Consider the following 25,248-nt stretch of genomic DNA (forward strand, 5'->3'; position numbering starts at 1 on the left):
GCGACGCAGCCGGGTGCGGCCGGCGCGCGCAGCGCGAACGGCCAGGCGGCGACCGCCATCGGCTGGCGCGAGTTCTTCGTCGATCCGCGCCTGCAGCGGCTGATCGAGATCGCGCTGAAAAACAACCGCGACCTGCGCGTGTCGGTGCTGAACATCGAGGCGGCGCGCGCGCAGTACCAGATCACGCGCGCGGAGCTGTTCCCGACGCTCGACGGCACGGGCACGGGCAGCATCCAGCGCATTCCGCAGGGCTTGTCGACGACCAATGCGCCGCTGATCTCGCGCAACTACAACGTCGGGCTGTCCGCGTCGTGGGAACTCGACCTGTTCGGCCGCGTGCAGAGCCTGAAAGACCAGGCACTCGCGCAATACCTGTCGACGTCGTATGCACGGCAGGCATTCGAGATCTCGCTGGTGTCGCAGGTGGCCGATCAATACCTGACGCTGCTGTCGACCGACGACCTGCTGAAGGTCACGGAGGACACGCTGAAGTCCGCTCAGGCGCAGTGCGACCTGACGAAGCTGCAGTTCGACAACGGCACGGGCTCCGAGCTCGAGCTGCGTCAGGCGCAGACGGTGGTCGAGCAGGCGCTGTCGAACCAGCAGCAGCAGGCGCGTGCGCGTGCGCAGGCACTGAACATGCTGGTGCAACTGATCGGTGAGCCGCTGCCGGACGACCTGCCGGCAGGCATGCCGCTCGACGCGCAGAACCTGCTGACGGACGTGCCGGCCGGGTTGCCGTCGGATCTGCTGACACGTCGTCCGGACGTGATGCAGGCCGAGCAGACGCTGCTGGCCGCGAATGCGAACATCGGTGCGGCACGCGCGGCGTTCTTCCCGCGCATCTCGCTGACGGGCGCATTCGGCACCGGCAGCTCGACGCTGGGCGGCCTGTTCAAGGCCGGCACGGCGGCGTGGTCGTTCGCGCCGCAGATCACGATGCCGATCTTCGAAGGCGGGCAGAACATCGCGAACCTGAACCTCGCGAACGTGCAGAAACGCATCGAGATCGCGAACTACGAGAAGGCGATCCAGTCGGCATTCCGCGAAGTGGCGGATGGTCTTGCCGCACGCGGCACGTACGACCAGCAGATCGCGGCGCTCGAGCGCAACGAGCACGCACAGCAGCGACGTTTCGACCTGTCGGACCTGCGTTACAAGAATGGTGTCGACAGCTACCTGTCGGTGCTGACCGCGCAGACGGATCTGTACTCGGCACAGCAGACGCTGATCAACGCACGCCTGGCGCGCTGGACGAACCTCGTCACGCTATACCGCGCATTGGGCGGCGGCTGGATCCAGCGGGCCGGCGAGACGCCGCGCGCGCCGGATGCGCCGGTCGACTACGACAAGGCGGCCGCTCCGGCGCCTGCGTCGTCGGCGGCGACGAACGGGTAAGTGAAAGGCGGGGCAGGAGCGGGCAACCGCTTCTGCCTGCCGGACCGGCGAGATGCAAAAGCGAAAACGCCACGGATGAAAATCCGTGGCGTTTTCTTATTGCTCGGCTGCTCACATCCGAAGCGATGTTGCGCTACGCCTGCTTTGTCCAAAGCGTGCGGCCGAAGAACGTCAGCGTGCGATCCCATGCCATTTGCGACCACACCGGATCGAACTGCGTGCCGGCGATACGGCCGGGGCCGACGGCCGTTTCGTTCGCGAACGCATGATGCGCGAGATAGCGATGGAATTCGAAACCGACCTTCGCGTCGGTCAGCTTCTTCTCGAGCGCATCGACCTGGTCGATCGCGAAGAACGCATCCTGCGTGCCCCAGTGGCCCATCAGCGGCACCTTGAGCTTCGCCGGATCGAGGTAGTCGAGCGGCGGGAAACCGTACCACGTGACGCCCGCGTCCGCATCGGCGAACTGCAGCGACAGCAGCGTGAGTGCGCCGCCCATGCAGTAACCCGTTACGGCGACACGCGACGCAAGCGTCTTCAGATAGGTCACGGCGCCCGGAATGTCCTGCGAGGCCGCGTCGCCGAAATCGAGCCCGGTCATCAGGTGGTGCGCTTCTTCTTCCTCGACCGTCGACTTGCCGCGATACAGGTCGGGCACGAGCGCGAAGTAGCCGCAGCGCGCGAGGCGATCCGCGACGCCGCGGATCTGGTCGTTCAGCCCCCACCATTCCTGGATGACGACGACCGCGGGCGCGCCTTCGGTTTTTGCCGGCGTGGCGAGATAGCCCTGCAGTTCCTGGCCGTCCGGGCGTCGAAACGTGATCATGGAACCGGATGTTTGAGACATGAAACCGCTCCTTTTCGAAAAATGCGATGAGTGCGGCATCGGGGCCGGCCTGCGGCGCGGCGACGATCGGGCAAGCCGGGCGTCGTGGTTTCCGCTCGCGTTCGTTTCGGCCGGCGCCGACCACGCGGCCATTCTATGCGCAAACACAGGCTGCCTGCGTGAACGGCACGGCGTTCGCAAGACCGCGTGCGATGAGGGGGCGATTCGTTCCCGGAACGGATGGCCGAAAAGCAACACCCCGCCCCGTTTGAACGGGAGCGGGGTGTTGTGCGGTGTGCCGCGCGTGTCGGAATACGCCGGCGCGTGACGGGCGCTTACTGGCCGAAATACACGGAGTCGCGGCCGTCCTGCTTGACCGCGATCGCGCGGCCGGCACGCACACCAGCGGCGGCTTGCGCGCCGTAGCCGGCTTCATCGGCGTTCGTCACGCGGGCCTGTGCGGTCTGCAGCGCGCGCGGGTAATACTGATCGGAGACTTCGGGCTTGTAGCCGGCCTGTTCGAGCTGGACGAGTTCCGCGCGCACCTGGGCGCGCGTCAGTTGGCCCGACGGATTAGACTGTGCGAATGCGCCGTACGAGGCGGACAGGGCGGTTGCGGCGACGACAGCGTAGATGAACGACTTCATGACGACCTCCGGTTTCATTGATTTCGCGCTTCGCTTGTTGCGTTCAGCGGTTGATTGCATCGTAGCGATCGCGTTACCGGTCGGAAATACGCGTTCCAGCGAATAATTATTGCAACTGGGTAAACGATCTGAACGGGTGAGTATTTCGTCTGACGATTGCGGGCCTGTCCGGCGCTTGCTCTGGGCCACGGGCGAGGCCGTCAATGGAGCGATGTCGTCGATCGGCAAGTGGCCGGACCACGATGAATGAATCGTATTCCGAAGTGTTCGAGTGGGGCTGACGACATCATCGTTCGTGTCGTATCGCGTGCGTACTGCCGCGTCACTCGGCCAGGACTGCTTGCCGTTTCCGGTATTCGGCAGGTGTGATGCCGACGTGCCGGGTGAAAGACCGCCTGAGCGTATCGACGTTCGCGAAGCCGCATTTCGCGGCGACCTGTTTCGGCGTGTCGTGGCCGTTCTCGAGCAGGTGGCGGGCTGCCGAAATCCGGGTCGCCTCGACCCATGCGGCAGGCGTCATGCCGACTTCCGCGCGGAACAGCCGAGCGAAGTGGCGCGGGCTCATGCCTGCATGCTTCGCCATCTCCGCCACCGAGTGCTCGAGTTCCGGATTGGCCGCGATCCAGCGCTGGACCTCCTGCAGTACCGAACGCCCGGCGGGGCGCGCCTCGCCCTTGCGGCTGAACTGGAGTTGCCCGCCCGGTCGCTTGAAGAACATGACCAGTTGCGCGGCGACGCGCCGCGCGATCTCGCGGCCGAGATCTTCCTCGACCAGCGCGAGCGCGAGATCAAGCCCGGCCGTCACGCCGGCGCCGGTGCGCAGCTTGCCGTCGCGCACGTACAGTGCATCCGCGTCGACGGCGAGCGACGGATAGGCTTCGGCAAGCGCGTCCGCGGCAGCCCAGTGCGTGGTCACGTGACGCCCTTTCAGCAGGCCGGTGGCCGCGAGGATGAACGCGCCGGTGCAGATCGAGCCGTAGCGCTTGCTCTGCACGGCCGCCGCTCGCAGCCACGCGAGCACGTCGGTGCGCAGTGCGATCCGGCCGGCGCTCGGCGCGCCGGCGACCAGCAGCGTGTCGATGCGCTCGGGAATGTCGGGAACGATCCAGTCGGGCAGCAGCTGCGCGCCGGACGAACTGCGGATCGGGCCGGACTCGCCCGCAATGATCCGCAACGTATAGAACGGTTTCCCGCATTCGGCGTTCGCTTGCGCGAAGACGTCGAGCGGTGCGGAGACGTCGAGCAGTTGAACGCCCGGAACGGCGAAGATTCCCACGACCTTCGGCATGATCGATTGCGTGTTGTTTCGAACGTGACGGGTGGCAGTATAGAGGGGCCGGCGATGCACGGAGCGCGCGGCGGAGCCTGTTTCCGGCGTTCTTCTTGCCGTACGGGCACCGTGTCCGTCTGTCGCGCAAAATGGCAGGATTTGACGTAATGCGTCTATTGGAGACAGCTATCGGGATCCGGAGAATCAAGGGTGTTTTCAATGGAGGTCGATCATGACGGAGAACGTTGCAGGCATCACCATTCCCGATAGCCAACTGACGCGCGAGATCACCGAACTCGTTCGCGATACCGCGTCGCCGTTGCTGTTCCATCATTCCAGCCGCGTCTTCTATTTCGCTGCGCTCGCGGGCCAGCGGCGCGGTCTGAAATACGATCCCGAGATGCTCTACTGCGGTTGCATGTTCCATGACATGGGGCTCACGCACAAACACAGCAGCGCGTGCGAGCGGTTCGAGGTGGACGGCGCCAACGCCGCCCGCGATTTCCTGAAGGGCAAGGGCATCTCGCAGCAGGATATCGATGTGGTATGGACTTCGATCGCACTGCATACCACGCCGGGCATCCCGCAGCACATGCATCCGGTGATCGCGCTCGTGACCGCGGGTGTCGAGATGGATGTGCTGGGCCTGAAATATCCGGAATACAGCGACGTTGAACGCGAGGCCGTCGTCCGTGCGCATCCGCGTACGCCGCACTTCAAGGAAGACATCATCCAGGCGTTCTACGACGGGATCAGGCACAAGCCCGACACGACGTTCGGCAACGTTAAGGCCGACGTGCTCGGCGACAAGGATCCGCATTTCCACGCCGGCAACTTCTGCAGCGTGATCCGGTCGTCCGCGTGGGCGGGCTGATTGTTCGCGGTATGGCGCACGACCTCCGCTGCTGAACGGAGATCGTGCGCGGAACACGAATCGCGATTCACATATATTCAGGAATGCGATCATGTTGGACCAGTTGAACGATCGAAAGCTGATCGGAGCGAACGGCGCGCCGGTCGAAGATGACGTCAACATCCAGACGATCGGCCCGCGCGGCCCCGCGCCGTCGCAGGACGTTTGGCTGATCGCGAAGTGATTCCGGAGCAGCGCACGCGTGCGAATGATGCCGGTGCGTACGGCGTGTGCTGTGGCGCATGGCATTAGCCGATACACAAGGGCGAAAACCTTCACGGCAATCGGCAGGCGGTTGCATGTTTTCCGACGTTCACCGGTGTACTTGGTGCGGCCGACTTTGTTGGACAGCACCACGCGTTGGATCTTCGGGGAGAGTCGCAGAACATCCTCCACGACAAGGCGGCAACTGTGCGAAGGCCGGATCGACATATGGCGTGGACATCACGGCGACATGGGTGCGGCTTGCGGTGTCGTCGAAGCAAGCCGGGCGGTACGGCGACACGGCATCGCTGCATCACCAGCGGAAAGGTAGCCGTGTATGGGGGCGTGATTCGTTGCGCTGCCGGATTTTCGACCCATACGAGTGTTTCGATGGCGCCCACACCTCACTACCTATCCGACAGCCCCGGTGTCGATGTGTGCTCGACACTGTTCGACGATACCTGCAAGGGGGAGGCCGAATGTCGGACGACGTCTCGCACCGGGTGTTCATGACCGACGACGAGAAACGTGCGATATGGGAACGCATCCGGTGCGAGGCGCTGCGATGTGTTTCCGTCGTGACGAACGGTGAGTTGCCAGGAGCGGCGTTCCCAGTGCCGGGGACGGGGGGCCGCGCTTGACGAAGTCTCCGTGTCCTTGGCGAACCTCTCGGCCTTGTCAGGAAGAATGGGCGGCGGATTGGGAGCGGATGAAATCAGTAAAGATGTTGTTACGTGACAACCACGTGATATTTCCACGACTTTATATACTGAACAAGTGCCTTCCGTCACCCGGGCGAATCTTCGATTCGCCCCCCCAAGTAACGCGCCTCCAGGCAGGTGGGTCATGTTCGCCCCGGCCTTTGCAGACGCCCTGACCTCCACCACAGCCACACTCTCCATCCACCTTCCGCCAGTTCCTGGCAAAACGCCTATAATGATTGGGCAAATTGCCGGGAGAAGTCATGAGCACCATTGCTTTTCATCCTTCGGGCGTCGCGCATCCGCGTCAGGCCGAATTCACGATTCTCGAACAACTGCTGGCGATCCGAGTCCGATCGGGGGCCGATCTTGCCGAGCTGGCGAGCGCGCGCGTCGACGTCTCGGTGATCGACCGGCTGTCCGAGCGCGGGCTGAAATCGGATGAACTGGCCTTCATCATTCCGCGCCGCACGCTGAGCCATCGTCGCCAGGCGCACGAACGCCTGTCGCCCGAGGAATCCGACAAGGCGATCCGTCTCGCGCGCATCGTCGCGCAGGCAACGGCCACGTTCGGCGACCAGGACAAGGCGATGGCGTGGCTGCGCAACGGGCTCCAGCGCTTCGGCGGCCGCACGTCGCTCGACATGGCGAGCACCGAGCATGGTGCGCGGCTCGTCGAGGAAGCCCTCACGCAGATCGACGAGGGGTATTTCGCTTGACGACGCTGTGGCGGATCAGCAATTTCGCCGACCTGAAAGGCATCGGCGGGTTGCGCGCCGGCGGTCGCTGGCATTTCGCCGGGCAGCCCGTCGTGTATCTCGCCGAGCATCCGGCGCTCGCGCTGCTCGAGACGCTCGTTCATTTCGAGATCGCCACGGTCGCGCAATTGCCGAGCGGGTACCAGTTGCTTCGCATCGAGGTGGCCGATTCGGTCGATATCGCCGAAATTGCGGAGGGCGACGCGCCGGACGACTGGCGATCCAACGTCGACTGGACCCGCAGCGCCGGTACCGAGTGGCTGCACACGCAGCCGAGCGCGCTGCTGCGTGTGCCGAGCGTCGTCGTGCCGCACGCGCACAACTTCCTGCTGAATCCACTGCATCCGGCTGCTTCCGAGGCCCGTATTGCCGAAGTGATGCAATCACCGTACGACACCCGGATTCTGCGGCTGGTCCAGTCGAAGCCCGGTGAATAGGGAACCGGACGACGGAGCCTGCGCCGGACGCGGGATCAGCGCTCGTGTGCGGCGCGATCCGCTGCCGCATCGGGTGGCAGCGTCTGCCGGAGGCGCGTGACCGTTCGCGTACTGACGAGACCGAGCATCGTACTGACGTCGGCATGTGCATGGCCCGCAAGCAACTGGCGGCGCGCAACCGTATTGCGCAGCACGCGCGGGCTGATGTCCGCCGCATGGAAGCCGATCGTGCTCAGCGCGTCGCGCACCACGAGCAGCAGGAACATGTCGTTCATCGCGCCACCGCCGCGCGGTGCGGGAAACAGCAACGCGGATGCCGGCGCGTCGGCCGAGTGCGCACGCCATGCGGCGAGCGGCGCCAGTGAAAATTCGGCGAGCGTGATCCGGCGCGCCGGCCGCGCCCGATCGCGCGGCACGGATAGTGCCGGCGGCTGCGCGTCGAGATCGAGCGCGTCGTGCGTCGTTGCACGTATCTCTGCCGAAGTGATGCCGCTCGCGAGCAGCAGCGCGACGATCGCGCGATTCCGGCAATCGGCCGGCGTGTCGTCCGGTCGAGGCTGCACGTGGTGCTGAAGCGCCGCGTCGGCGTCGGGCGGCAGGTAGCACGGTTCGGGCTCGCCGTTCGGCCATGCGAGATCACGCGTCGTCCGGCCGGCCGGATGAATCGTGCGCACGCCGGCTTCGACCAGATGCCGGCCCAGTCGGTCGATCAGCTTCGCGTAGCGCACGCGAGTCGACGTTCCGGGCGCACAGGTGCGCTCGAGTTCCGCCAGGAAAGCCGCGACGTGGTCGGGCCCGAACGTGGCCAGCGACACGCGGTGCGCGATCAGATGACGCAGGAACCGTTCGAACATCGCGACGTGCTGCACGACCGAACGCGGCGCGAACGGCCGGCGGTCGGCGCCGGTTGCGGCGGTTTCCTGCCATGCCCGGAAGGCGCCGACGGGGTCGTGGGTCCAGCGATTCGTGTCCATGCACGATTTATAGCCGGAACGCGGAGGCTCCGGCAATCGGTCAGATGGCCAGTCCGACGCAACCGGTGCGTCAGTGCGCGGGACGTGCGTCGACGATGCAGTCGTTGTGCCGGGCCAGGCAAGCGAGCAGCAGCGTGTTGAAGAAACGGAGTGCGTCCGGCACCCAGTTCCATCGCGTCGGGGTCCGCATCCGGATCATCCGTGGCTGACCGTCATGAACCCGGCCCGTCGTGTGAGGAGGCTGGGTGTCGGGCCGGCAATCGCAAACGAACCGGCTGCTCGGCGTGCGATGTCGCCGGCACGCGACACCGCGCAACGTCACCAGCCGCCACCATCAACCGTCGCGCGAAGGCGAAGAAGCCGCAACCGGTGTCGCGCTTGCCTGTCCACTGAGCCGCGCAAATGCGGCGAACGCCAGTTGCGTCGCGATGGCCGCGAGGGTGCCGGCTGCCATGCCGTTGCCGAGCACGATCTGCACGGGTGAGCCGAAATGGCGATACAGGTTCGGCACCAGGATCGGTGCAAGGCCGACGACGAGTGCGGCCGCGAGCGTGTACTGGTTGGCGCGCGCGTGCAGGTCGACGCCGGCGAGCAGCCGGATCCCCATTACGCCGATCATCGCGAACACGACGAGCGCGGTGCCGCCGACCACCGCGGCCGGAATCGCATACGCGAGCCGCGCGAGCGGCGCGAACAGCGCGATGACGATCAGGATCGCGCCGGCCGCGGCCGTCACGTAGCGCGAGCGCACGCCGGTCGTCTGCACGACGCCGATATTCTCGGCGCTGGTCACGATCAGCGGCGTGCCGAACAGCGCGCCGGCGAGCGACGCCAGCCCATCGCCGCGTATCGTCTTCGGCACGTCGCGCGACAGCGAGATCGGCTTGCCGCACGTTTCGCCGACGGCGACCGTCTGCGCGGTGGCCTCGGCCATCGAGATCGCGGTGAAGATCAGCAGCGGCAGCGCGGCCAGCACGTCGAAGCGCGGCATCCCGAACGGCAGCCATACCGGATGCGTGAACAGCGGGCCGTGCCACACGTCGGCGAGCGCCGGCATCGCATCGAGCGCCCAGCCGAGCGTTGCGCCGGCCGTCAGGCCGATCAGCACCGCGAGGCGCCCGAGCGTGCCGCGGAACGCACCCGCGACGACGACCGTGGCGACGATCGTCGCCAGCGCGAGACCGAGCGCGCGCGGCTGGGCGAAGTCGGCCGAACCGGGCTGGCCGACGACGATCGTCGCGTAGATCCGGATCAGGTTGATCGACACGAGCAGCAGCATCGCGCCGACGACGATGCGCGGAAAGAGCCGCAGGCAACGCGTGAAGACGGGCAGCAGTACCCAGTAGAACGCGCTGGCGAGCAGCGCCGCGCCGGCGGCGGTTGGCAGGCCCGATTGCGCGGCAATGCCGGCGAACAGCATCGTCGGTGCGCCGCCGGGCACCATCACGAACGGCATGCGCGCGCCGATCGGGCCGGCGCCGAGCGATTGCAGCAACGTGCCGATCCCGCAGGCGAAGAACGTCGCGCCGATCAGCTGGACCGTCAGGTCCGCCGGCAGCGCGAGCACTTTTGCGATCAGGAACACAGCCGTGATCGGGGACGCGGCCATCGACAGCACGTGCTGCAGCCCGAACAGCGCGAGCTGCCACGCGGGCAGCCGTGCATCGACGGGCGTTGGGACCGGATCGTGCGACACGGCAGGCCCCTCGGAAGCGAACGGCGACGAGCGCCGGAAACCGGCGGTGAACGGCAAGGTCAGGCCCGCAGCCAGGGCAGTTGCGCGGCGCTGTAGCGGAACGTCTGGAACACGCTGTTGAGCTGGCCCGGCCCGGTCTTGCGCGCGGCTTCGTCCGGGTATTCGGCGAACCACGGAATCACGTATTCCCAGACGACCTCGCCGGCGGGCGTCACTTCGAACAGGCGGCCTGTCGACGATTCGGTGACGTGCGTGTTGCCGTTCGGCAAGCGCTGCGCGTTGCCCATGAACGGCGTGTAGAACAGGTTCACGACGTCGTCCGCATACGACCACACGACGCGCTGCGTCGCCGGATCGATCTCGACGACGCGCGAGAACACGACGTGCGCGCCGTGGCGGAAATTGCCGTTGTCGAACGCGAGGATGTTGCCGTTCGCGAGCGGCACCGGCGCGTGCTGGTGCGACACGACGTCGGGCCTGATCCGCAGGTCGACGCGGCCGGTTTCGCGGCTCACCCCGATGATGCCCGACGTCGTGCGCAGGCTCATCAGCACGCGGCCGTTCGCGTCGACCGCGAGGCCGTTGACGAGCGGCCAGTGATAGCGCCCGAAGCCGGCCGCGATCGGGAAATCCTCGGGTCGCAGGTGTTCGCGCGCACGCCATTCCCACACGATCTGCCCGGCCCGGTTCACTTCGCGGATCACGTCCGCATACATCACTTCGTCGTCGCCGTGCGGCGTGCCGCCCGGCACGCGCCGCGCGAACGCGGCGTCGACCGGTTCGCACGCGGCGTACAGCAGGTTGCCGTTCGGCAGCCACTGCGCGTCGTGATGATGCGCGGGGTCCTCGTAGCGCCACACGGTTTCGCCTTGCGGCGTGACTTCGTAGAAGTCGCCGCCATGCCACATCGACCACGGCGCATAGCGCGATTCGGAGTGCGGATGATTGCCGTTGTAGCCGAGGTTGCCGTTCGCGAGGATGACCGCATGGCGGCCGGGGCGCACGGGCATCTTCCACTGATGCGCGACTTCACCGTCGATGCCGACGAGATAGACGTTGCCGTCGGCCGTCTGCGGCGCGATGAGCGTATAGCCGCCCGCGGACAGTGCGGGATCGTGGGCGATGAGGCCGACGCCACGGCGGCGCTGGGTAATCTGGTCGACGGTTGTCACTGCACTCTCCATTCGAATCGGACACGGGGATGCAGCGCAATCTAGACGATCCGGGCGATCAGTAAAATCGGATTATTCTTGACGGCCTGTTCGGAAAAAACTAACGGATCACTCATGCGTTCGATATCGCAGGCATTCCGCTGTTTCGACGAAGTCGCGCGACGCGGCTCGATTCGCAAGGCGGCCGACGCGCTGCACCTGACCGCCGCGGCGGTGCACCAGCAGATCCGCAATCTCGAGGAGCAGGTGGGCGTGCCGCTGTTCGACCGGCTACCGCGCGGCATGCAGCTGACGCTTGCCGGCGAGATCGTGATCGCGGCCGTGCGGCGCGGTCAGCGCGACTTCGACAACGCGCTCACGCAGGTCGAGGACCTGCGCGCGCTGCGGCGCGGCCACGTGAACCTGGCGGTGCCCGCATCGACCGCGGAAAAGCTCGTGCCCGACGCGATCCTCGCCGCGATGCAGCGCTATCCGGGCGTCACGTACAGCGTGCGCTCGGGAAACGGCGAAAGCATCGTGCGCTGGGTCGAGACGGGCGAGGCCGACATCGGCTATGCGTTGCGCCGGCGCACGTCGGCGGGCGTCGTCGAGGTGCGGGCGTTCGCCCAGCCGCTGGGTGTCGTCACGGCGCCCGGCCATCCGCTCGCGGCGTCAGGCGGAAAGGTGCGGATGCGCGACTGCTTCGCGCATCCGCTGATCCTGATGACACCCGACACGGAACTGCGCGCGATGTTCGACCAGATCGATGCACGACAGCCGCGCAACGTGCGGCCGCTGGTCGAGACGGGTTCGGTGCCGATGGTGCGGCGCCTCGCGGCCGAAGGCGCGGGCGTCGGCTTCCTGATCGCCGAGAACGTCGCGGACGACGTGGCTGCCGGCCGGCTCGCGTGGACGCCGCTTACCGATGCGGGCGCGCGCTCGTTCAGCTGCATCTACCAACGGGCGGACATGAGCGCGACTGTCGCCATGACGATGTTCCTCGAGTTCTTCTCCGACGCGATCGAAGCGATGGAAGTCGGTTTCGCGCGCGACGGCCGAACGGCCGGCAAGCGCCGCCGGGCAGCGCGATAACGACAGCGGCCACGCGAGCGCATCGCACTGCGATGCAGTGCAACACGCGTACCCGCGCGCGTGCGGTCGTGACGTTGTGCGTGCAACGTCCGGCTGCATTACTTCATTCCCTTATTGCGGAAAAAAATTTGTTCATGGGACTATCGAATGCGTTGTCGGCGCACCGAGGGGGGCGCAGGCAGCGTGGTGTCCCTCGCAACGACTGACAAGAACATCGGCAGACAATGAACAGAACAGCGATCTTTCCGTATGCGTCCGCGTTGCTCGCGGCCGCCATGATGACGGCCTGCGGCGGCAACGACATCGAAACCGACACGGGTGCCACGACGACACCCACGGCCGACACGAGTTGTCTCGCAATCGACAACAGCGGCTCGACTGTCGTGGTCGGGTCGAACCAGCCGGGCGACCCGTCACTGCCGGAAGCGTCGTCCGGTTATCGCACCGGGATGAAGCCCGTCTATGCGAAAACGTATCTGGTCGCCACGTCGAACGCCTACGCGAGCGCGGCCGGTTGCGCGGTGCTGAAGAGAGGCGGCACGGCCGCCGACGCGGCGGTCGCCGTGCAGGCCGTGCTCGGGCTGACCGTGCCCGAAGCGACGGGCCTCGGCTCGGGCGGTGTGCTGCTCTACTACGATGCGCGCGGCAAGACGCTGCAGGCGTATGACGGCCGGGAAACCGCGCCGGCCGCCGCGACGGAGAACTACCTGCGCTATGTCGACGATGCGACCGACCACTCCGCGCCGCTGCCGAATGCGCGTGCGAGCGGCCGCTCGATCGGCACGATCGGTGTGCCGAGGCTCATCGAGGCGCTGCAGCAGGATCACGGCCGGCTGCCGTGGCAGAACCTGTTCGGCGATGCGATCACGCTCGCGACCAACGGTTTCCCGATCGGTGGCCGGCTCGCCGACGCGATCGCGGCGAACGCCGCGAACCTGAAGCGCGACCCCGAGGCCGCCGCGTATTTCCTGAACGCCGACGGTTCGCCGAAGACACTCGGCACCGTGCTGAAGAATCCGGCGTATGCGCGCACGCTGACGCTGATGGCGCAGTCGGGTGCGAACGCGCTGTACACGGGGCAGATCGCGCAGGACATCGTCGCGAAGATCGCCACGACGAAGGGCGCTGATGGCTCGACGCTCACGCCGGGCAAGACGACCGTCGCGGATCTGGCCGCCTACCAGGCGAAGCGCCGCGACCCGGTGTGCACGACCTATCGCAGCTACTGGGTGTGCGGGATGCCGCCGCCGTCGTCGGGCGGCATCGCGGTCGCGTCGGCACTCGGCATTCTCGAGAACTACGATCTGAAGTCGCTGAAGCCGACGGCGATCGATCTCGAAGGCGGCAAGCCGACCGTCGCGGGCGTGCACCTGATCACCGAGGCCGAGCGGCTCGCGTATGCCGACCGCGACAAATACGTGGCCGACACGGATTTCGTGCCGCTGCCGGGCGGCACGTGGAATACGTTGCTGAACAAGCCTTACCTGAAATCGCGCGCGGCGCTGATCGACCCGGCCAAGAGCATGGGTACCGCGCAGCCGGGAGATCTCGGTGCGGTACCGCTCGGGGTCGACACGACGTTGATCGAGCACGGCACGAACCAGTTCACGATCGTCGACGGCGACGGCAACGTGCTGAGCGCGACGACCACGGTCGAGTCGAGCATGGGCTCGTTCCACATGACCAACGGCTTCCTGCTGAACAACCAGTTGACCGATTTTTCCGCGAACCCGGTCGACAGTTCGGGCAATCCGGTGGCCAACCGCCTGCAGCCGGGCAAGCGGCCGCGCAGCTCGATGGCGCCGACGATCGTGTTCGGTCAGGCCGCGGACGGCTCGCGCGGTGACTTCGTGATGGCGACCGGTTCGCCGGGCGGCGGCACGATTCCGCAATACGTGGTCAAGACGCTCGTCGGCGCGCTCGACTGGGGTCTCGATGCGCAGCAGTCCGCCGGGCTCGTCGATTTCGGCGCAAGCAACAGCCCGACGACCACGATCGGCGGCGAGCATCCGAACGTCAACACGGCGAACAACGGGGCGAACGATCCGCTGATCACGGGGCTGCTCGCGCTCGGGCACAAGGTTTCGACGTCCGCGCAGGCGAGCGGCGTCAACACGGTGATGCGCGTGACGGTCGGCCAGTCGCCCGCGTTGCAGGGCGGCACCGATCCGCGGCGTGAAGGCGTCGTGCTCGGCAATACGTTCCGGCCATAATCGGGCGGTACGCGTGCGGTTCCGATCTGCCCGTATTGGCCGACGGGCGATCGGGGCCGTGCATCGTGAAGGAGCCGCAATGATGCATGCGCATCTGCTTGAAATGGACGCCATCCTGTCGGCGCCGGGCTTTTTCGATTTCCTCGCCGACCTGGATTGCGACCGCGCGCTGGACAGTCGCGACGCCGAGCCGTTCGATGCGCAGTGGATGGCGTCGTTCGACGAAATCGACGGCGATCCGGGCGCATCGCTCGACCGGCCGGCCGTGGATGCGTTGAGGGAAAAGGCGTTCAAGCTCGCGTTCGGCGCATCGGGGCATGCCGGCGTGGCGGCGTGCGTGTCCGACGACATCGAGCTGATCGCGAGAAGCCGGTTGTCAGGCCGTACCGACGGCTGGCCGACGAGCGTCCTTTGGAATGCTTATAGAAGCGGCCGGTTTCCCTGCTAGCCGTTTCTGGTCGCTTCCGGCCGTTTCGCCTGTCTGGTTCCGATCCGCGGCGATCGGCCTTGGCTCCGTCGCGGAATGCACCGCGCGACACGCCTCCAGACTCTCCCCGTCCGTCGGACTACACCGTCCCGATTCCGTTGCAATCCTCCGATTGTCAAACTGTGTGAATCAATCGTCAGCATTTGCAACCGAAGTAACAGTCCCCGCAAATCAATCGTTTTGCGCGTTCGCGCCGCTACATTAGCTCCACCTGCCGCACGTCGCGGCGAGGCATGCGACAAGCCGCACGAAGGCGGCCCGCAGCAACAACGTCTTTGGGGAGAATGACCATGAACAAGATCCGTACGATTCTGGTGGGTGCTGCACTGACGGCAGTGGCGACTTCGGCTGCGTTCGCACAGACGGCGCAAACCGGCGCCCAGGGTTCCGCGGGTGTCGGCGCGCAGGTTCAGACGCCGCTGCTCGGCGGTGGCGTGGGTGTGCAGGCCGGCGCCGGCGCGAACGCGGCAGGCTCGGGTTCGGGCGCGGGCAACGTCGTCGGCGGCGCGCTGAACGGCGTCGGCAAGACGGTCGGCGACGTGGGCTCGGCGGCCGGCAACGCGGTGGGCGGTGCGACGCACGCGGTCGGTTCGGCAGCGGGCACGGCGAAGGATGCCGCCGCATCGGCCGTCCACTCGACGAAAGCGCACGTGAAGCATGTCGCGGGCAAGGCGAAGAGCCATGCGCAAGGCGCGGTGTCGACGGCAGGCGACGTCGCCGGCGGCGCGAAGGCGAAGGCCGGTGAGGCGCTCGAAGGTGCAACGAACGCGGTGCAGGGCGGCGCATCGGTCGGTGTGAAGGGTTCGGCGTCCGCGCAAGGCGGCGCGCTGTAAGCGTCACGCTTCCCGTCAAGGCCCGGCCCGCTTCGATGCGGGCCGGGCTTTTCTATTGGCGCGCTCGGCGCGCCGTTCAACGCATCCTCGATACGGGGATGCGTCGACGTTCGCCACCGGTCCGGCGACGCGACACGTATGCGCGCCTTTGCCTGGGGCCGCCGGCACGTGCCCGCAACGGGCGGCGTGCGCGCCCCCTGCCCATTGCCCGCCCGCCATGCTTAAATAGCGGGGCTCCCGGTCGCCGGGCCACCGGGATCGCGGTGCCGGCCGACACGGGCCAGCATGTCCGATCGACATCGTGACGACAGACGACACCAAAATGCCGTTCCGGCCAGTCCGGTGCGGCCCGATAACATTCCGAGGCCTCACGTCATGACCATCCTTTTTCGTCTTCTCGCGCTCGCCTGCGTGCTCTGGCTGGCCGCCTGCGCAGCGCCGCCCCCGCCGTCCGCCAGCACCGGCGCGTCCGCCGCCGCACCGGATGCCAGCGAACGCCGCGGGCTCGGCACTGCATGGGGCGAGTCGGTGCGATCCGAAACCCGCCAGGTCGATTTCGAACGTGCGGATCCGGCGAAGCCGACGGATCTCGCGTCGGTCTATTACAACGATGCGCTGCCCGGACATCCGCCCGCGTCCCAGGTTCGCCGGTTGCCGACCCGCGTCGCGCTCGCCAACGGCGACATCGCGCTGTCGTTTACGGACGAAAAGGGTGCACCGCTGCGTCTCGCGCGCAGCAACGGCCGCTGGCACATGGCGGGCGTCGAAGGTTCGCGCTACATGATCGTGCTGCGCAACCAGGGGCGCCGCACGTTCGAAGTCGTGTCGACCGTCGACGGGCTCGACGTGCTGTCGGGGCGGCCGGGCAGCTACACGAATGGCGGTTACGTGCTGTATCCGGGCCGCACGCTGACGATCGAGGGCTTCCGCAAGAGCCGCGACGAAGTCGCCGCGTTCCGCTTCGCGGCGGTGCCCGACAGCTACGTCGCGAACTCGAAGTACGGCGATTCGGCGAACGTCGGCGTGATCGGCGTCGCGCTGTTCGCGCAGAAGGAGAATGAAGAGGAAGCACTGCGCCGCAACGCGAATCCGTTCCCCGGCAATGACAACGGCTATGCTCCGCCGCCGGTGCCGCGCGGCGAGTGACGTTGCGTCGTGGATCGGCCGCGCGCGTCGCGGCGAACGATGCACGCGCGGCGATCCTGGGTCGCCGCGGCCCGAGCGGCATGCCGGCGCATGCGACGGACCTCGCGACGATCCTGCGCGATTCTTGCGAGCATGGATCGGCTCGACGAGATCGTCGATTGCATTGAAGCTCGCGGCGCTGGCGCTGCTGGCCTCGAATGCCGCCGTTGCATTCGCCGAAACGCCGGCGCCAGAATCGGTGCGGCTCGCCAACGGTCACGAGATCGAATGGGCGAGCCCGAGGTTGTTCGAGGTCGATGCGGCCCGCCACACGAAATCGGCACTGATCGTGCCGGCCGCGCTGCGTCGTGCATTGGCCGAGGCATCGAGCGTTGCGTTTCCGTCGGGCCGTTCGAAGCGGATCGACGGCAACGACTATCTGCTGGTCGTCGTCAATCGCTCTTCGAGCAGCCGTCCGACCGGATATTGCGGCGCGGGCGAAGAAGGGTCGCTTTACGTGCTGGAACTGCGCGGCACCCGTGCGGTGCCACGTTTCTCGCTGCCGGTCCAAAGCTGTCTCGATTCCGTTTCTCTCGAAACCGACGGTGGAACTCAATCGCCTTACCTGGCGATCGCGTGGCACGACGATCCGGCCGCCATCGACATCCGGTGGGAATATGTTGCGCATGGCGGTGCGTTGCATCGCGTTTATCGTTTCGTGAACGGCACGTTTGTCGAGGCCGAGGTACCGCGGTAACACGGTCATCCCGTGGCACGATGGCGATTCGAATTCGCATCGCGTGCTTCCCTCCCTTCCGGATCCACGGAGAGCGTCATGTCGTTACCCGCTTTCAGGTACCATCCCGACCCGCCGGCAACGGGCAGTGTGATCCGCTCGGACGCGCGCTGCGTGTGTTGCGGCGATGCACGTGGTTACGTATACGCCGGCCCCGTGCATGCGGTCGACGAGTATGAGAATTGCCTCTGCCCATGGTGCATCGCCGACGGTTCGGCGCAGCCTTCACCGACACGTACGGCATCGGCGGCGGCGAATGGGACGAAGTGCCCGACGCGGTCGTCAGCGAAATCGCTTGTCGCACGCCGGGCTTTCAGGGTTGGCAGCAGGAGCGGTGGCGGACGCATTGCGGCGATGCCGCGCAGCTCATCGGTCGTGCGGGTGCCGGAGAACTGCGCGCGCTCGGCCCGCAGGCAGTCGCGTCGATTCGGGAATCGACCGGACTCGACGAGGGCGCGGAGTGGGAGCATTTCCTTGCCGCACTCGACAAGGACGGTTCACCGACCGCGTATATGTTCCGCTGTATCCGTTGCGGCGAACCCGGCGGCTACCAGGATTGCGACTGATGGCCTGGCTCACGGCATCGCGCGGCGATCGCCGGTTTTATCGTCATGAAACAGAGGAATCTTCGTGAAGTTCATCCACGCGGCAGACATACATCTTGACAGCCCGTTGCACGGCCTGAGCGCGTATCCCGACGCGCCGGCCGCGCAGTTGCGCAACGCGTCGCGCGAGGCGCTGCGGCAACTTGTGGATCGTGCGATCGAAGAGGAGGTTGCATTCCTCGTGATCGCAGGCGACCTGTACGACGGCGACTGGAAGGATCACAACACGGGCATCTTCTTTGGCCAGCAGATGGGGCGCCTGCGCAAGGCCGGCATCCGTGCGTTCGTTCTCGGCGGCAACCACGATGCCGAAAGCGAGATGACGAAGAAGCTGACGCTGCCCGACAACGTCACCGTATTCGGCCACCGCAAGGCGGAAACCCACAAGCTGCCTGAATTCGAAGTCGCGCTGCACGGGCAGAGCTTCAAGGACAAGGCCGTCGTCGACAATCTCGCGATCGGCTATCCGGACCCGGTGCCCGGTTACTACAACATCGGCGTGCTGCATACGGCGCTCGAAGGCTATGCGGCGCACGCGAACTATGCGCCGTGCACGCTGGCCGAACTCCATGCGAAAGGCTACGACTACTGGGCGCTTGGCCACGTGCACGAATTCCAGCAATGGTCGGGGCCGTCCACCGTGGTGTTTCCCGGCAACCTGCAGGGGCGCCATATCCGCGAGACGGGCCGCCGCGGCGCGGTGCTCGTGACGGTCGAGCAAGGCCGCACGCAGGTCGAGCGTCTGTATCTCGACGTGCTGCGCTGGGAAGCCGTGTCGGTCGACGCGTCCGATTGCCTGACCGTCGCCGACCTGTCGAGAAAGATCGGCCAGTCGCTGGAAGCGCTGCTGACTGTCGACGGCCATGTGCCGCGCGCGGTGCGTGTGACGGTCGCGGGGCGGACGCCCGCCCACGGCCTCTTTTTCGGCCGCGCGCCGCAGTTGCGTGCGGAGGTGCTGAACCAGATCGGCATCATCGGCAACGAGCGGCTGTGGCTCGAGAAGGTCCGGCTCGCGACGTCCGCGGCCGATCATCAGCAGGGGGAAAGCGAGCAGCTCGAAGCGCTCGAGGACCTGAAGCAGATCCTGGCCGATGCCGCGCGCGATCCGGATTTCCTCGAGTTGCTCGAACGCGACCTGAAGCCGTTCGTCGGCAAGGTGCGCAGCGACGTGAAGGAAGAGGTGCCGTTGTTGGCGATGGCACGCGCGGGCGAGCTCACGGCGCTCGTCGAGCAGGTCGGGCCCGCGTTGCTTGCGCGGCTGGCGAGGGGGGAGTAAGCGATGCGGATCAACCAGCTCGATCTGATCAAGTACGGCAAGTTCACCGACGAGACGCTGCGTTTTCCGTCGGCCGGCGAGGATTTCCATGTGATCGTGGGGCCGAACGAGGCCGGCAAGTCGACGATCCGCACGGCCGTGTCGGAGCTGCTGTTCGGGATGAAACTGCAGACGCCGCTCGATTTCCTGCACAGCACACCGGAACTGCGGATCGGCGGCGTGCTGGAGAGCGGCACGGGCGAACTCGCGTTCCACCGCGCCCGCGGGCGCAGTCCGCTGCGCACGCCCGCCGACGACAGATTGCCCGACGACTATCTGGCCGCCGTTCTCGACGGCGCCACGCGCGAATTCTTCGAGCAGATGTTCGGGCTCGATCACGGGCGCCTGGTCGACGGCGGCCGGAGCATTCTCGACGCATCCGACAAGCTCGGCCAGGTGCTGTTCGAATCGGCCGCCGGGGTCGGCAGTCTCGGGCCGGTGCGCGAGGAGCTCGATGCGCGTGCGCTCGAGCTGTGGGCGCCGCGTCGCAGCGGCAGCGCGTTTGCACTTGCCGAAACGTCGTTCAACGAAGCCGTGACCGAACTGAAGACGGTTCAGGTGCGTACGCGCGACTGGGTCGAACGCAAGGACGCGCGCGAAGCGGTCGAACAGCAGATCGAGCAGGCGCGCGCGGAACAGCGCCGGCTCGAAGCGCTGCGCTCGAAGCTCGAGCGCGTGCGACGGCTGGCGCCGTACCTCAAGGAGCTGACGGTCAAGGACGCGGCGCTCGCGGAACTGGGCGCGGTCGTCGAGTTGCCGCCCACCGCGTATGCGGATCTGTTGAAGGCGCAGGGTGATCTCGCGGCCGAACAGAAGGTGCTCGAGGAACGGCGTGCCGACCTGCTCGCGAAACGGCAGGCGCGCGATGCGATCGACGCCGACGCTGACACGCTGGCACTCGAAGCCGACATCGAAGCGCTCGATCGGCTGCGCGGCGCGTGCATGAATCACGCGCAGGATCTGCTGCTGCTGGGTGCGGACGTCGAGCGGCACCTGTCCGCCGCGTTCGCCGCGGCTGCCCAGCTCGACTGGCCGACGGACGAAGCGTCGCTGCGAGCGTCGCTGCCGACGGCGCTGTCGCTGAAGACCGTGGCCAACCTGTTGCGCGAACACGGTGCGCTGCACCAGGCGCTGGCCGGCGCGCGCGAATCGCTCGACGAACGCACGCGCGAGCTTGCACAGGTGCAGGAACAACAGGCGCGCCTGTCGACCGTCGATGTGCCGGAAACGCTGCGCGCGGCGTTGGCCGATGCGCAGGGCTTTCGCAACAGCGGCCAGCGCGAGCAGGCGCTCGAACAGGAAATCGCTGCTGCGGAACGCACACTGTCCGGCGCACTCGATGCGCTCGGCCGGTGGCGCATGCCGGTCGACGCGCTGCGCGCGCTCGACGTGCCGTCGGTGGCACGGCTCGGCGCGCTGCTGAAGGAGGACAGCGAACGCGCGAGCGCGGCCGCTGCCGCACGCGACGCACGGGACGGCGCGCTCGAAGAGCTCGAGCGGCTCGAACTGCAGGAGAAGCACTTCGCGGAGAACCACAAGGTCGTCACGACCGCCGACGTGCTGGCAGCGCGCGCGCGGCGCGACGGCGCATGGGGCGATATCCGCAGCGGCGCGATCGATCTCGGAACGGGCGCGCCCGCGCTCGACGATGCGATCCGCCTTGCGGACGAACTCGTCGACGCGCAGTTGGGTGCGACGCAGGCAGCGGCGACGTTGCAGTCGCTGCGTCAGCAGGTCGAATCCGCGCGTGCGGGCGTGACGCGCAGGCAGGCCGCGCTGGACGAGCGCGAACGTGAGCTCGCCGCGCATCGCGACGCATGGGCCGCGCTCGCGACGACGGCCGCGGTGCCCGGCATGCCGCTGGCGGCGATGGGCGACTGGCTTGCGAAGCGCGACACGGTGTTCGCCGCGCAGGCCGATCTCGATCGCCAGCGTCGCGAATTCGACACGATTCGCGCCGCGCGGGCCGGTGCCGAAGCCGCGTTGCGCGCTGCGCTGCGTACCGTGTCGCGAGGCGGCGAGTCGGACGGTCTGGCGGCGCTCGTCGCGACCGCCGAGGCCTTCGTACAGTCGGCCGAGAAAGCGCTCGCGCAGCAGGACAGTCTCGAGGAGCGCGCTCGGGAAGCCGAACGCGGATGCGCGACGGCGCAATCGCGGGCCGGCCACGCGCAGGCGGCCTACGACGCGTGGCACGCGCAATGGCGGGACGCGCTGGCCGACGCGAAGCTTTCCACGAGCGCGGCGACGCTGGCCGCGGCGGAAGGTGCGCTCGCGCTTGCCAACGCCGTGACCGCCGAACTGGCCGATGCCGACGCACCGCGCAACCGGATCGCCGTGATCCGCGCGGAACTGGCCGCGCTCGAGGCGGGCGCACGGCGGCTTGCCGCGGCGCTCGCGCCGGAATGGCTGACGAGCGGCGACTGGCCGGACGTCGCGCGCCGGCTGACGATGCGCCTCGCCGCCGCCAGGGAAATCGCGCGTGCGATCGGTCGGGCCGACGAGGCCGTGCGGCAGGCCGACGGCAAGGTCGCGGATGCTGCTGCCGCGGTGGCCGGTGCCGATGCACGCATCCAGCCGCTGCTGCAACTGGCCGGTGTCGTGTCGATCGATGCCGCGCTGCCGCTGGCCGAACGCTCGGACCGGCAGCGCCTGCTGCGGCAGGCGGTCGATGCCGCGCACGAGGCTTTGGTGCGCGACGGCGACGGCCTGTCCCGCTCCGCCGTCGAAGCCGAAGTCGCGGAGCAGGACATCGCCGACGTACCAGCGCACCTCGAAGCGGTGAAGCAATCGCTCGGCGATGTCGGCAAGCGGCTCAATGAGCTTTCACAGCAGCAGGTCGTGGCCGATCAGGCGTTCGGCGCGATCGACGGCCAGGCGAACGCGGCCGTTGCCGAGTCGAAACGGCAGGAAGCGCTGGCGGCGATGGGCGATGCAGCCGAACAGTACCTGGAAGCGGCCACCGCGAGCCGGTTGCTGAAGTGGGCGACGGATCGCTATCGCGACCAGAAGCAGGGGCCGATGCTCAGGCGTGCGGGCGAAATCTTCGCCGGGCTCACGCTGGGCGAATTCGCGCGGCTGACCGTCGATACCGAACGGACGCCGCCCGCCCTGTATGCACGGCGGACGAAGGGCGCGTCGGTCGAGGTTGCCGGGTTGAGCGAAGGCACGCGTGACCAGTTGTTTCTCGCGCTGCGGATCGCGGCACTGGAACTGCAGCTCGGCAGCCGGACCGCGCTGCCGTTCGTGGCCGACGATCTGTTCATCAACTTCGACGACGCGCGCGCGAAGGCCGGCCTCGATGCGCTGCGCGATCTGTCGACGCGAACCCAGGTGCTGTTCCTGACGCACCACGACCACCTGCTGCCGCTCGTGAGGGACGTATTCGGTGCGCAGGTCAACGTGGTCGAGCTGCAGCGCGCGCCGGTGAGCGCGTGATGCGGGGTGTGCCGGGATGCCGGCGCACGGGCGCGGTCATCGCGTGCAGGTAGTATGTGCGGTTCCGAAATGCGCGCGACCGGTTCTGCCGGTCGCGGGTCTGGCCATACGAGGGGGGAATGTGAAAAAGCTGGTAGCCGCCATCGCGTTCGCGGCGGACAAGCATCGCAATCAGCGGCGCAAGGACGAAGAAGCGTCGCCGTACATCAATCATCCGATCGCGCTCGCCGACGTGCTGGCCAACGAGGCCGGCGTCGAGGACGAGCGGGTGATCGTCGCGGCCGTGCTGCACGACACGGTCGAGGATACGGAAACGACCGAGCAGGAGCTGCTGCGGCTGTTCGGCAAGGACGTGGCGGACATCGTGATGGAAGTCACCGACGACAAGTCGTTGCCGAAGGAAGAGCGCAAACGCCTGCAGGTCGAGCATGCGGCGACCATCAGCCGGCGTGCGAAGCTCGTGAAGCTGGCCGACAAGATCTGCAACCTGCGCGACATCGCACGGCATCCGCCCGCGGACTGGCCGCTCGAGCGCAAGCAGGCGTACTTCGACTGGGCGAAGTCGGTCGTCGACCCGATGCGCGGCGTGCATCCCGGTCTCGAAGCGATCTTCGACGCCGCCTACGACGCACGGCCGGCGGACTGAGGCGCCCGCATGCGATCGGCCCGATCCGCTGGATCCGCGCGGCAATCGCCGGCCGTGGCGGGTGTCGATGTGGGTGGCGAAAAGAAGCAATGCGATCTCGTGATCCTGCGCGGACCAATGGTCGTTTGCCGCGAGGAACGGATCGCGCCCGAAGCGGTGCCTGCGCTGTGTCTTGCCCATGACGTCGTGGCCGTCGGTGTCGACGCACCGAGCCTGTGGTGGACGGGGAGCGGGCGCCGGGCGGCCGAACAGGCGCTCGCGCGCGAACGGATCTCATGCTTTCCGACGCCGTCGCGGGAGCAGGCGATCGCGAGCACGTCAGGTTTCTTCGACTGGATGTTCATGGGGGAGCGCGTCTACCGCGCACTCGCGGACGCCTATCCGCTGCTGACCGGCGCGCGCTATGCGGGCGGGCGCGCGAGCTTCGAAACCTATCCTTATGCGATCACCTGCGCAATGCTGGGCAAGACTGTTGCGTCGGCGAAGCAGAAACGCAACCAGCGCCGGCAGTTGCTGGAGCGGCTGGGGATCGACGTGTCGACGCTGAAGTCCGTCGATGCGCGAGACGCGACCCTGTGCGCGTTGACCGCGCAATACGTCATCGACGGGAATGCGCACGCGTATGGCGATACGGAGGGCGGATATATCCGCGTGCCGATCGTGAACGAGACGATCGCTCTCGACGCACCGTAGTTGTGTCGCGCGGCCCGGGCGAGGCGCGTAGCAAAAAGGTGAGCTTTTTCGGGAGGGGCGCGGCCGGTGTGCCGGCGAGGGTGTCAGGCTGCGATTGCCGGCCGGCAAGCCTCGGAATGGCTGGCGCACACGGCGTTACGCCGGCGCGCTACGCTATTCCGGGCTGCGTTACTCAATCCTCGAGGATGGCTTTCGGCACGCTGGACAGGTCGCAGGCTTGTGCCTGTTCGAAGTAGCCTTCGGCGTCGTCGATCATCACGACTGCGACGTCGATCAGTTCGTCGAGCCGTTGCAGCAGCGATTCGCGCCACTCGATGTCTTCGTCACGCTCGGGCGTCTTGTCCAGTTGCTCGATGATCGAGTCGGCCGTCTGCAGGAAGGGAATCGCCTGCTGATAATTTTCGATCGAGACCATTGCCGCGTTGCGCGCGCCGACGAGCCGCTCGCGGTGCTCGTCGGCCAGTTCGGATTCGCCGCTGATTCGCGGCAATACATCCGAGATGTGTTGCAGAAGCGGCGGAGCCTGTTCTTCCAGGATGATGGCGCGCTCGCGGAGCGCTGCATATTCGTCGCGAAGGTCGGCGTCGCCGGGTTGAGTCGTGCTGTCCATCGTGGATATGAGTGCGTGGTTCGGTCGCGGCATGATACTCGACAGCACCGGATTCCTTGCCCGTTCCGCGTCCGTATATATAAGGGGAACGAGAGGCATACGTCACACCAATAGAGGTTGGATCGCGTTGCGACGACGCGGCTCGTCGTGAGGCTAGCCCCCGTGCGCGCCAGCGCACGGGGGCTTTTCAAAATATTTTCACAAAGGGCTTGCGCAGATGGGGGCGGGTGCTTAGAATCACGCCTCTTTCGCGCTAACGGAAACGCGGCGCGGAAGGGGAGGCGAAGCTGGTGGTGTGCTGCAGTGTCGGGCGCGCGGCTGGCTAAGGAAGTTGAGCCCCGCAGTCGCAACGATGTAGTGTAAAAAGTTGTTGACGAGCTGCGAAACACGGTTCATAATCTCGCTTCTCTGCTGCTGAAAACG

24 protein-coding genes and 2 pseudogenes are annotated in these 25,248 nt (G+C 66.9%); 18 read left to right on the forward strand and 8 right to left on the reverse strand.

Annotated elements, in window-relative coordinates; all coding sequences use genetic code 11:
- Positions 1–1,398 (forward strand): efflux transporter outer membrane subunit (locus ABY44_RS38440; RefSeq protein WP_431641500.1); only part of this gene is annotated, 1,398 nt, incomplete at its 5' end.
- 133 nt (positions 1,399–1,531) lie between these two features.
- On the opposite strand, the gene ABY44_RS38445 is transcribed toward ABY44_RS38440, so the two are convergent.
- On the reverse strand, positions 1,532–2,245 hold the full coding sequence (locus ABY44_RS38445) for a dienelactone hydrolase family protein (RefSeq protein ID WP_059700023.1): 714 nt from the start codon (positions 2,243–2,245) through the stop codon (positions 1,532–1,534).
- Here ABY44_RS38445 and ABY44_RS38450 point away from each other — a divergent pair.
- On the forward strand, positions 2,244–2,552 hold the full coding sequence (locus ABY44_RS38450) for a hypothetical protein (protein ID WP_060173744.1): 309 nt from the start codon (positions 2,244–2,246) through the stop codon (positions 2,550–2,552). The genes ABY44_RS38445 and ABY44_RS38450 overlap by 2 nt on opposite strands.
- Before the next feature lie 7 nt (positions 2,553–2,559).
- Here ABY44_RS38450 and ABY44_RS38455 read toward each other — a convergent pair whose 3' ends face one another.
- Together ABY44_RS38455 and ABY44_RS38460 are read right to left on the reverse strand one after the other, a co-directional pair.
- Positions 2,560–2,871, reverse strand: a complete 312-nt coding sequence (locus ABY44_RS38455) for a DUF4148 domain-containing protein (protein ID WP_027792214.1) — start codon at positions 2,869–2,871, stop codon at positions 2,560–2,562.
- A 322-nt stretch (positions 2,872–3,193) separates the two neighbouring features.
- Positions 3,194–4,159 carry a GlxA family transcriptional regulator gene (locus ABY44_RS38460; protein WP_060082795.1) on the reverse strand — a complete coding sequence of 322 codons (966 nt, stop codon included), beginning with the start codon at positions 4,157–4,159 and terminating at the stop codon, positions 3,194–3,196.
- A 214-nt stretch (positions 4,160–4,373) separates the two neighbouring features.
- Here ABY44_RS38460 and ABY44_RS38465 point away from each other — a divergent pair, with 214 nt between their 5' ends.
- From ABY44_RS38465 to ABY44_RS38485, 5 genes and pseudogenes are all read left to right on the forward strand, one after another.
- Positions 4,374–5,015, forward strand: a complete 642-nt coding sequence (locus ABY44_RS38465) for an HD domain-containing protein (protein WP_059700019.1) — start codon at positions 4,374–4,376, stop codon at positions 5,013–5,015.
- 91 nt (positions 5,016–5,106) lie between these two features.
- Positions 5,107–5,238 carry a hypothetical protein gene (locus ABY44_RS38470; RefSeq protein WP_269113176.1) on the forward strand — a complete coding sequence of 44 codons (132 nt, stop codon included), beginning with the start codon at positions 5,107–5,109 and terminating at the stop codon, positions 5,236–5,238.
- Positions 5,239–5,648: 410 nt separating this feature from the next.
- Positions 5,649–5,850 (forward strand): annotated as a pseudogene (locus ABY44_RS38475) (DUF1289 domain-containing protein).
- Positions 5,851–6,222: 372 nt separating this feature from the next.
- Positions 6,223–6,678 carry a type II RES/Xre toxin-antitoxin system antitoxin gene (gene parS, locus ABY44_RS38480; RefSeq protein WP_006480981.1) on the forward strand — a complete coding sequence of 152 codons (456 nt, stop codon included), beginning with the start codon at positions 6,223–6,225 and terminating at the stop codon, positions 6,676–6,678.
- Positions 6,675–7,154, forward strand: a complete 480-nt coding sequence (locus ABY44_RS38485; protein ID WP_027792217.1) for an RES family NAD+ phosphorylase — start codon at positions 6,675–6,677, stop codon at positions 7,152–7,154. The genes parS and ABY44_RS38485 overlap by 4 nt, the downstream gene beginning before the upstream one ends.
- 35 nt (positions 7,155–7,189) lie before the next feature.
- Here ABY44_RS38485 and ABY44_RS38490 read toward each other — a convergent pair whose 3' ends face one another.
- The 3 genes from ABY44_RS38490 to ABY44_RS38500 form a co-directional block, all read right to left on the reverse strand.
- The gene (locus ABY44_RS38490; RefSeq protein ID WP_060173743.1) at positions 7,190–8,128 is read right to left on the reverse strand and encodes a tyrosine-type recombinase/integrase; all 939 of its coding nucleotides are present in this window, start codon (positions 8,126–8,128) and stop codon (positions 7,190–7,192) included.
- Between the two features lie 334 nt (positions 8,129–8,462).
- Complete coding sequence (locus ABY44_RS38495; RefSeq protein WP_431643575.1) at positions 8,463–9,824, reverse strand: uracil-xanthine permease family protein; 1,362 nt, start codon at positions 9,822–9,824, stop codon at positions 8,463–8,465.
- 59 nt (positions 9,825–9,883) lie between these two features.
- Positions 9,884–11,008 carry an aryl-sulfate sulfotransferase gene (locus ABY44_RS38500; RefSeq protein WP_060173742.1) on the reverse strand — a complete coding sequence of 375 codons (1,125 nt, stop codon included), beginning with the start codon at positions 11,006–11,008 and terminating at the stop codon, positions 9,884–9,886.
- A 102-nt stretch (positions 11,009–11,110) separates the two neighbouring features.
- On the opposite strand from ABY44_RS38500, the gene ABY44_RS38505 reads away from it, so the two are divergent.
- The 11 genes and pseudogenes from ABY44_RS38505 (at position 11,111) to ABY44_RS38555 (ending at position 24,215) form a co-directional block, all read left to right on the forward strand.
- The gene (locus ABY44_RS38505) at positions 11,111–12,067 is read left to right on the forward strand and encodes a LysR family transcriptional regulator (protein ID WP_060173741.1); all 957 of its coding nucleotides are present in this window, start codon (positions 11,111–11,113) and stop codon (positions 12,065–12,067) included.
- A 224-nt stretch (positions 12,068–12,291) separates the two neighbouring features.
- Positions 12,292–14,280 (forward strand): gamma-glutamyltransferase family protein, encoded by a 1,989-nt coding sequence (locus ABY44_RS38510; protein ID WP_060173740.1) that lies wholly within the window; start codon positions 12,292–12,294, stop codon positions 14,278–14,280.
- A gap of 79 nt (positions 14,281–14,359) precedes the next feature.
- A complete protein-coding gene (locus ABY44_RS38515) occupies positions 14,360–14,728 on the forward strand; it encodes a hypothetical protein (protein WP_060173739.1) in 369 nt (122 codons plus the stop codon).
- 329 nt (positions 14,729–15,057) lie between these two features.
- The gene (locus ABY44_RS38520; protein WP_027792224.1) at positions 15,058–15,600 is read left to right on the forward strand and encodes a hypothetical protein; all 543 of its coding nucleotides are present in this window, start codon (positions 15,058–15,060) and stop codon (positions 15,598–15,600) included.
- 375 nt (positions 15,601–15,975) lie between these two features.
- Positions 15,976–16,746 (forward strand): hypothetical protein, encoded by a 771-nt coding sequence (locus ABY44_RS38525; protein WP_027792225.1) that lies wholly within the window; start codon positions 15,976–15,978, stop codon positions 16,744–16,746.
- Between the two features lie 283 nt (positions 16,747–17,029).
- The gene (locus ABY44_RS38530; RefSeq protein ID WP_431643576.1) at positions 17,030–17,482 is read left to right on the forward strand and encodes a hypothetical protein; all 453 of its coding nucleotides are present in this window, start codon (positions 17,030–17,032) and stop codon (positions 17,480–17,482) included.
- Between the two features lie 78 nt (positions 17,483–17,560).
- Positions 17,561–18,087, forward strand: a pseudogene (locus ABY44_RS38535) (CbrC family protein).
- Between the two features lie 64 nt (positions 18,088–18,151).
- On the forward strand, positions 18,152–19,402 hold the full coding sequence (locus ABY44_RS38540) for a metallophosphoesterase family protein (RefSeq protein ID WP_060173737.1): 1,251 nt from the start codon (positions 18,152–18,154) through the stop codon (positions 19,400–19,402).
- 3 nt (positions 19,403–19,405) lie between these two features.
- Positions 19,406–22,876: an ATP-binding protein gene (locus ABY44_RS38545; RefSeq protein ID WP_060173736.1), complete on the forward strand. Its 3,471-nt coding sequence runs from the start codon at positions 19,406–19,408 to the stop codon at positions 22,874–22,876.
- Between the two features lie 121 nt (positions 22,877–22,997).
- Positions 22,998–23,522: an HD domain-containing protein gene (locus ABY44_RS38550; RefSeq protein WP_021161966.1), complete on the forward strand. Its 525-nt coding sequence runs from the start codon at positions 22,998–23,000 to the stop codon at positions 23,520–23,522.
- A 9-nt stretch (positions 23,523–23,531) separates the two neighbouring features.
- A complete protein-coding gene (locus ABY44_RS38555; protein ID WP_060173735.1) occupies positions 23,532–24,215 on the forward strand; it encodes a DUF429 domain-containing protein in 684 nt (227 codons plus the stop codon).
- Positions 24,216–24,387: 172 nt separating this feature from the next.
- On the opposite strand, the gene ABY44_RS38560 is transcribed toward ABY44_RS38555, so the two are convergent.
- Entirely contained in the window at positions 24,388–24,825 is a 438-nt protein-coding gene (locus ABY44_RS38560; RefSeq protein ID WP_230948746.1) for an ATPase, read from the reverse strand.
- A gap of 237 nt (positions 24,826–25,062) precedes the next feature.
- Positions 25,063–25,248: hypothetical protein (locus tag ABY44_RS38565; RefSeq protein WP_431642606.1), on the reverse strand; the 186-nt coding region annotated here is incomplete at its 5' end.

The organism is Burkholderia sp. ZZQ-2 (assembly GCF_050768715.1).
In the GTDB taxonomy this organism is placed as follows: Bacteria; Pseudomonadota; Gammaproteobacteria; order Burkholderiales; family Burkholderiaceae; genus Burkholderia; species Burkholderia cepacia.

What these genes read in the sequence shown, in the direction of transcription:
- ABY44_RS38450 (WP_060173744.1), top strand. Translation starts at nt 2,244, where the DNA reads ATGAAACCGCTCCTTTTCGAAAAATGCGATGAGTGCGGCATCGGGGCC.
- ABY44_RS38445 (WP_059700023.1), bottom strand. Translation starts at nt 2,245, where the DNA reads ATGTCTCAAACATCCGGTTCCATGATCACGTTTCGACGCCCGGACGGC.
- ABY44_RS38455 (WP_027792214.1), bottom strand. Translation starts at nt 2,871, where the DNA reads ATGAAGTCGTTCATCTACGCTGTCGTCGCCGCAACCGCCCTGTCCGCC.
- ABY44_RS38460 (WP_060082795.1), bottom strand. Translation starts at nt 4,159, where the DNA reads ATGCCGAAGGTCGTGGGAATCTTCGCCGTTCCGGGCGTTCAACTGCTC.
- ABY44_RS38465 (WP_059700019.1), top strand. Translation starts at nt 4,374, where the DNA reads ATGACGGAGAACGTTGCAGGCATCACCATTCCCGATAGCCAACTGACG.
- ABY44_RS38470 (WP_269113176.1), top strand. Translation starts at nt 5,107, where the DNA reads ATGTTGGACCAGTTGAACGATCGAAAGCTGATCGGAGCGAACGGCGCG.
- parS (WP_006480981.1), top strand. Translation starts at nt 6,223, where the DNA reads ATGAGCACCATTGCTTTTCATCCTTCGGGCGTCGCGCATCCGCGTCAG.
- ABY44_RS38490 (WP_060173743.1), bottom strand. Translation starts at nt 8,128, where the DNA reads ATGGACACGAATCGCTGGACCCACGACCCCGTCGGCGCCTTCCGGGCA.
- ABY44_RS38500 (WP_060173742.1), bottom strand. Translation starts at nt 11,008, where the DNA reads ATGGAGAGTGCAGTGACAACCGTCGACCAGATTACCCAGCGCCGCCGT.
- ABY44_RS38505 (WP_060173741.1), top strand. Translation starts at nt 11,111, where the DNA reads ATGCGTTCGATATCGCAGGCATTCCGCTGTTTCGACGAAGTCGCGCGA.
- ABY44_RS38510 (WP_060173740.1), top strand. Translation starts at nt 12,292, where the DNA reads ATGAACAGAACAGCGATCTTTCCGTATGCGTCCGCGTTGCTCGCGGCC.
- ABY44_RS38515 (WP_060173739.1), top strand. Translation starts at nt 14,360, where the DNA reads ATGATGCATGCGCATCTGCTTGAAATGGACGCCATCCTGTCGGCGCCG.
- ABY44_RS38520 (WP_027792224.1), top strand. Translation starts at nt 15,058, where the DNA reads ATGAACAAGATCCGTACGATTCTGGTGGGTGCTGCACTGACGGCAGTG.
- ABY44_RS38525 (WP_027792225.1), top strand. Translation starts at nt 15,976, where the DNA reads ATGACCATCCTTTTTCGTCTTCTCGCGCTCGCCTGCGTGCTCTGGCTG.
- ABY44_RS38545 (WP_060173736.1), top strand. Translation starts at nt 19,406, where the DNA reads ATGCGGATCAACCAGCTCGATCTGATCAAGTACGGCAAGTTCACCGAC.
- ABY44_RS38555 (WP_060173735.1), top strand. Translation starts at nt 23,532, where the DNA reads ATGCGATCGGCCCGATCCGCTGGATCCGCGCGGCAATCGCCGGCCGTG.
- ABY44_RS38560 (WP_230948746.1), bottom strand. Translation starts at nt 24,825, where the DNA reads ATGGACAGCACGACTCAACCCGGCGACGCCGACCTTCGCGACGAATAT.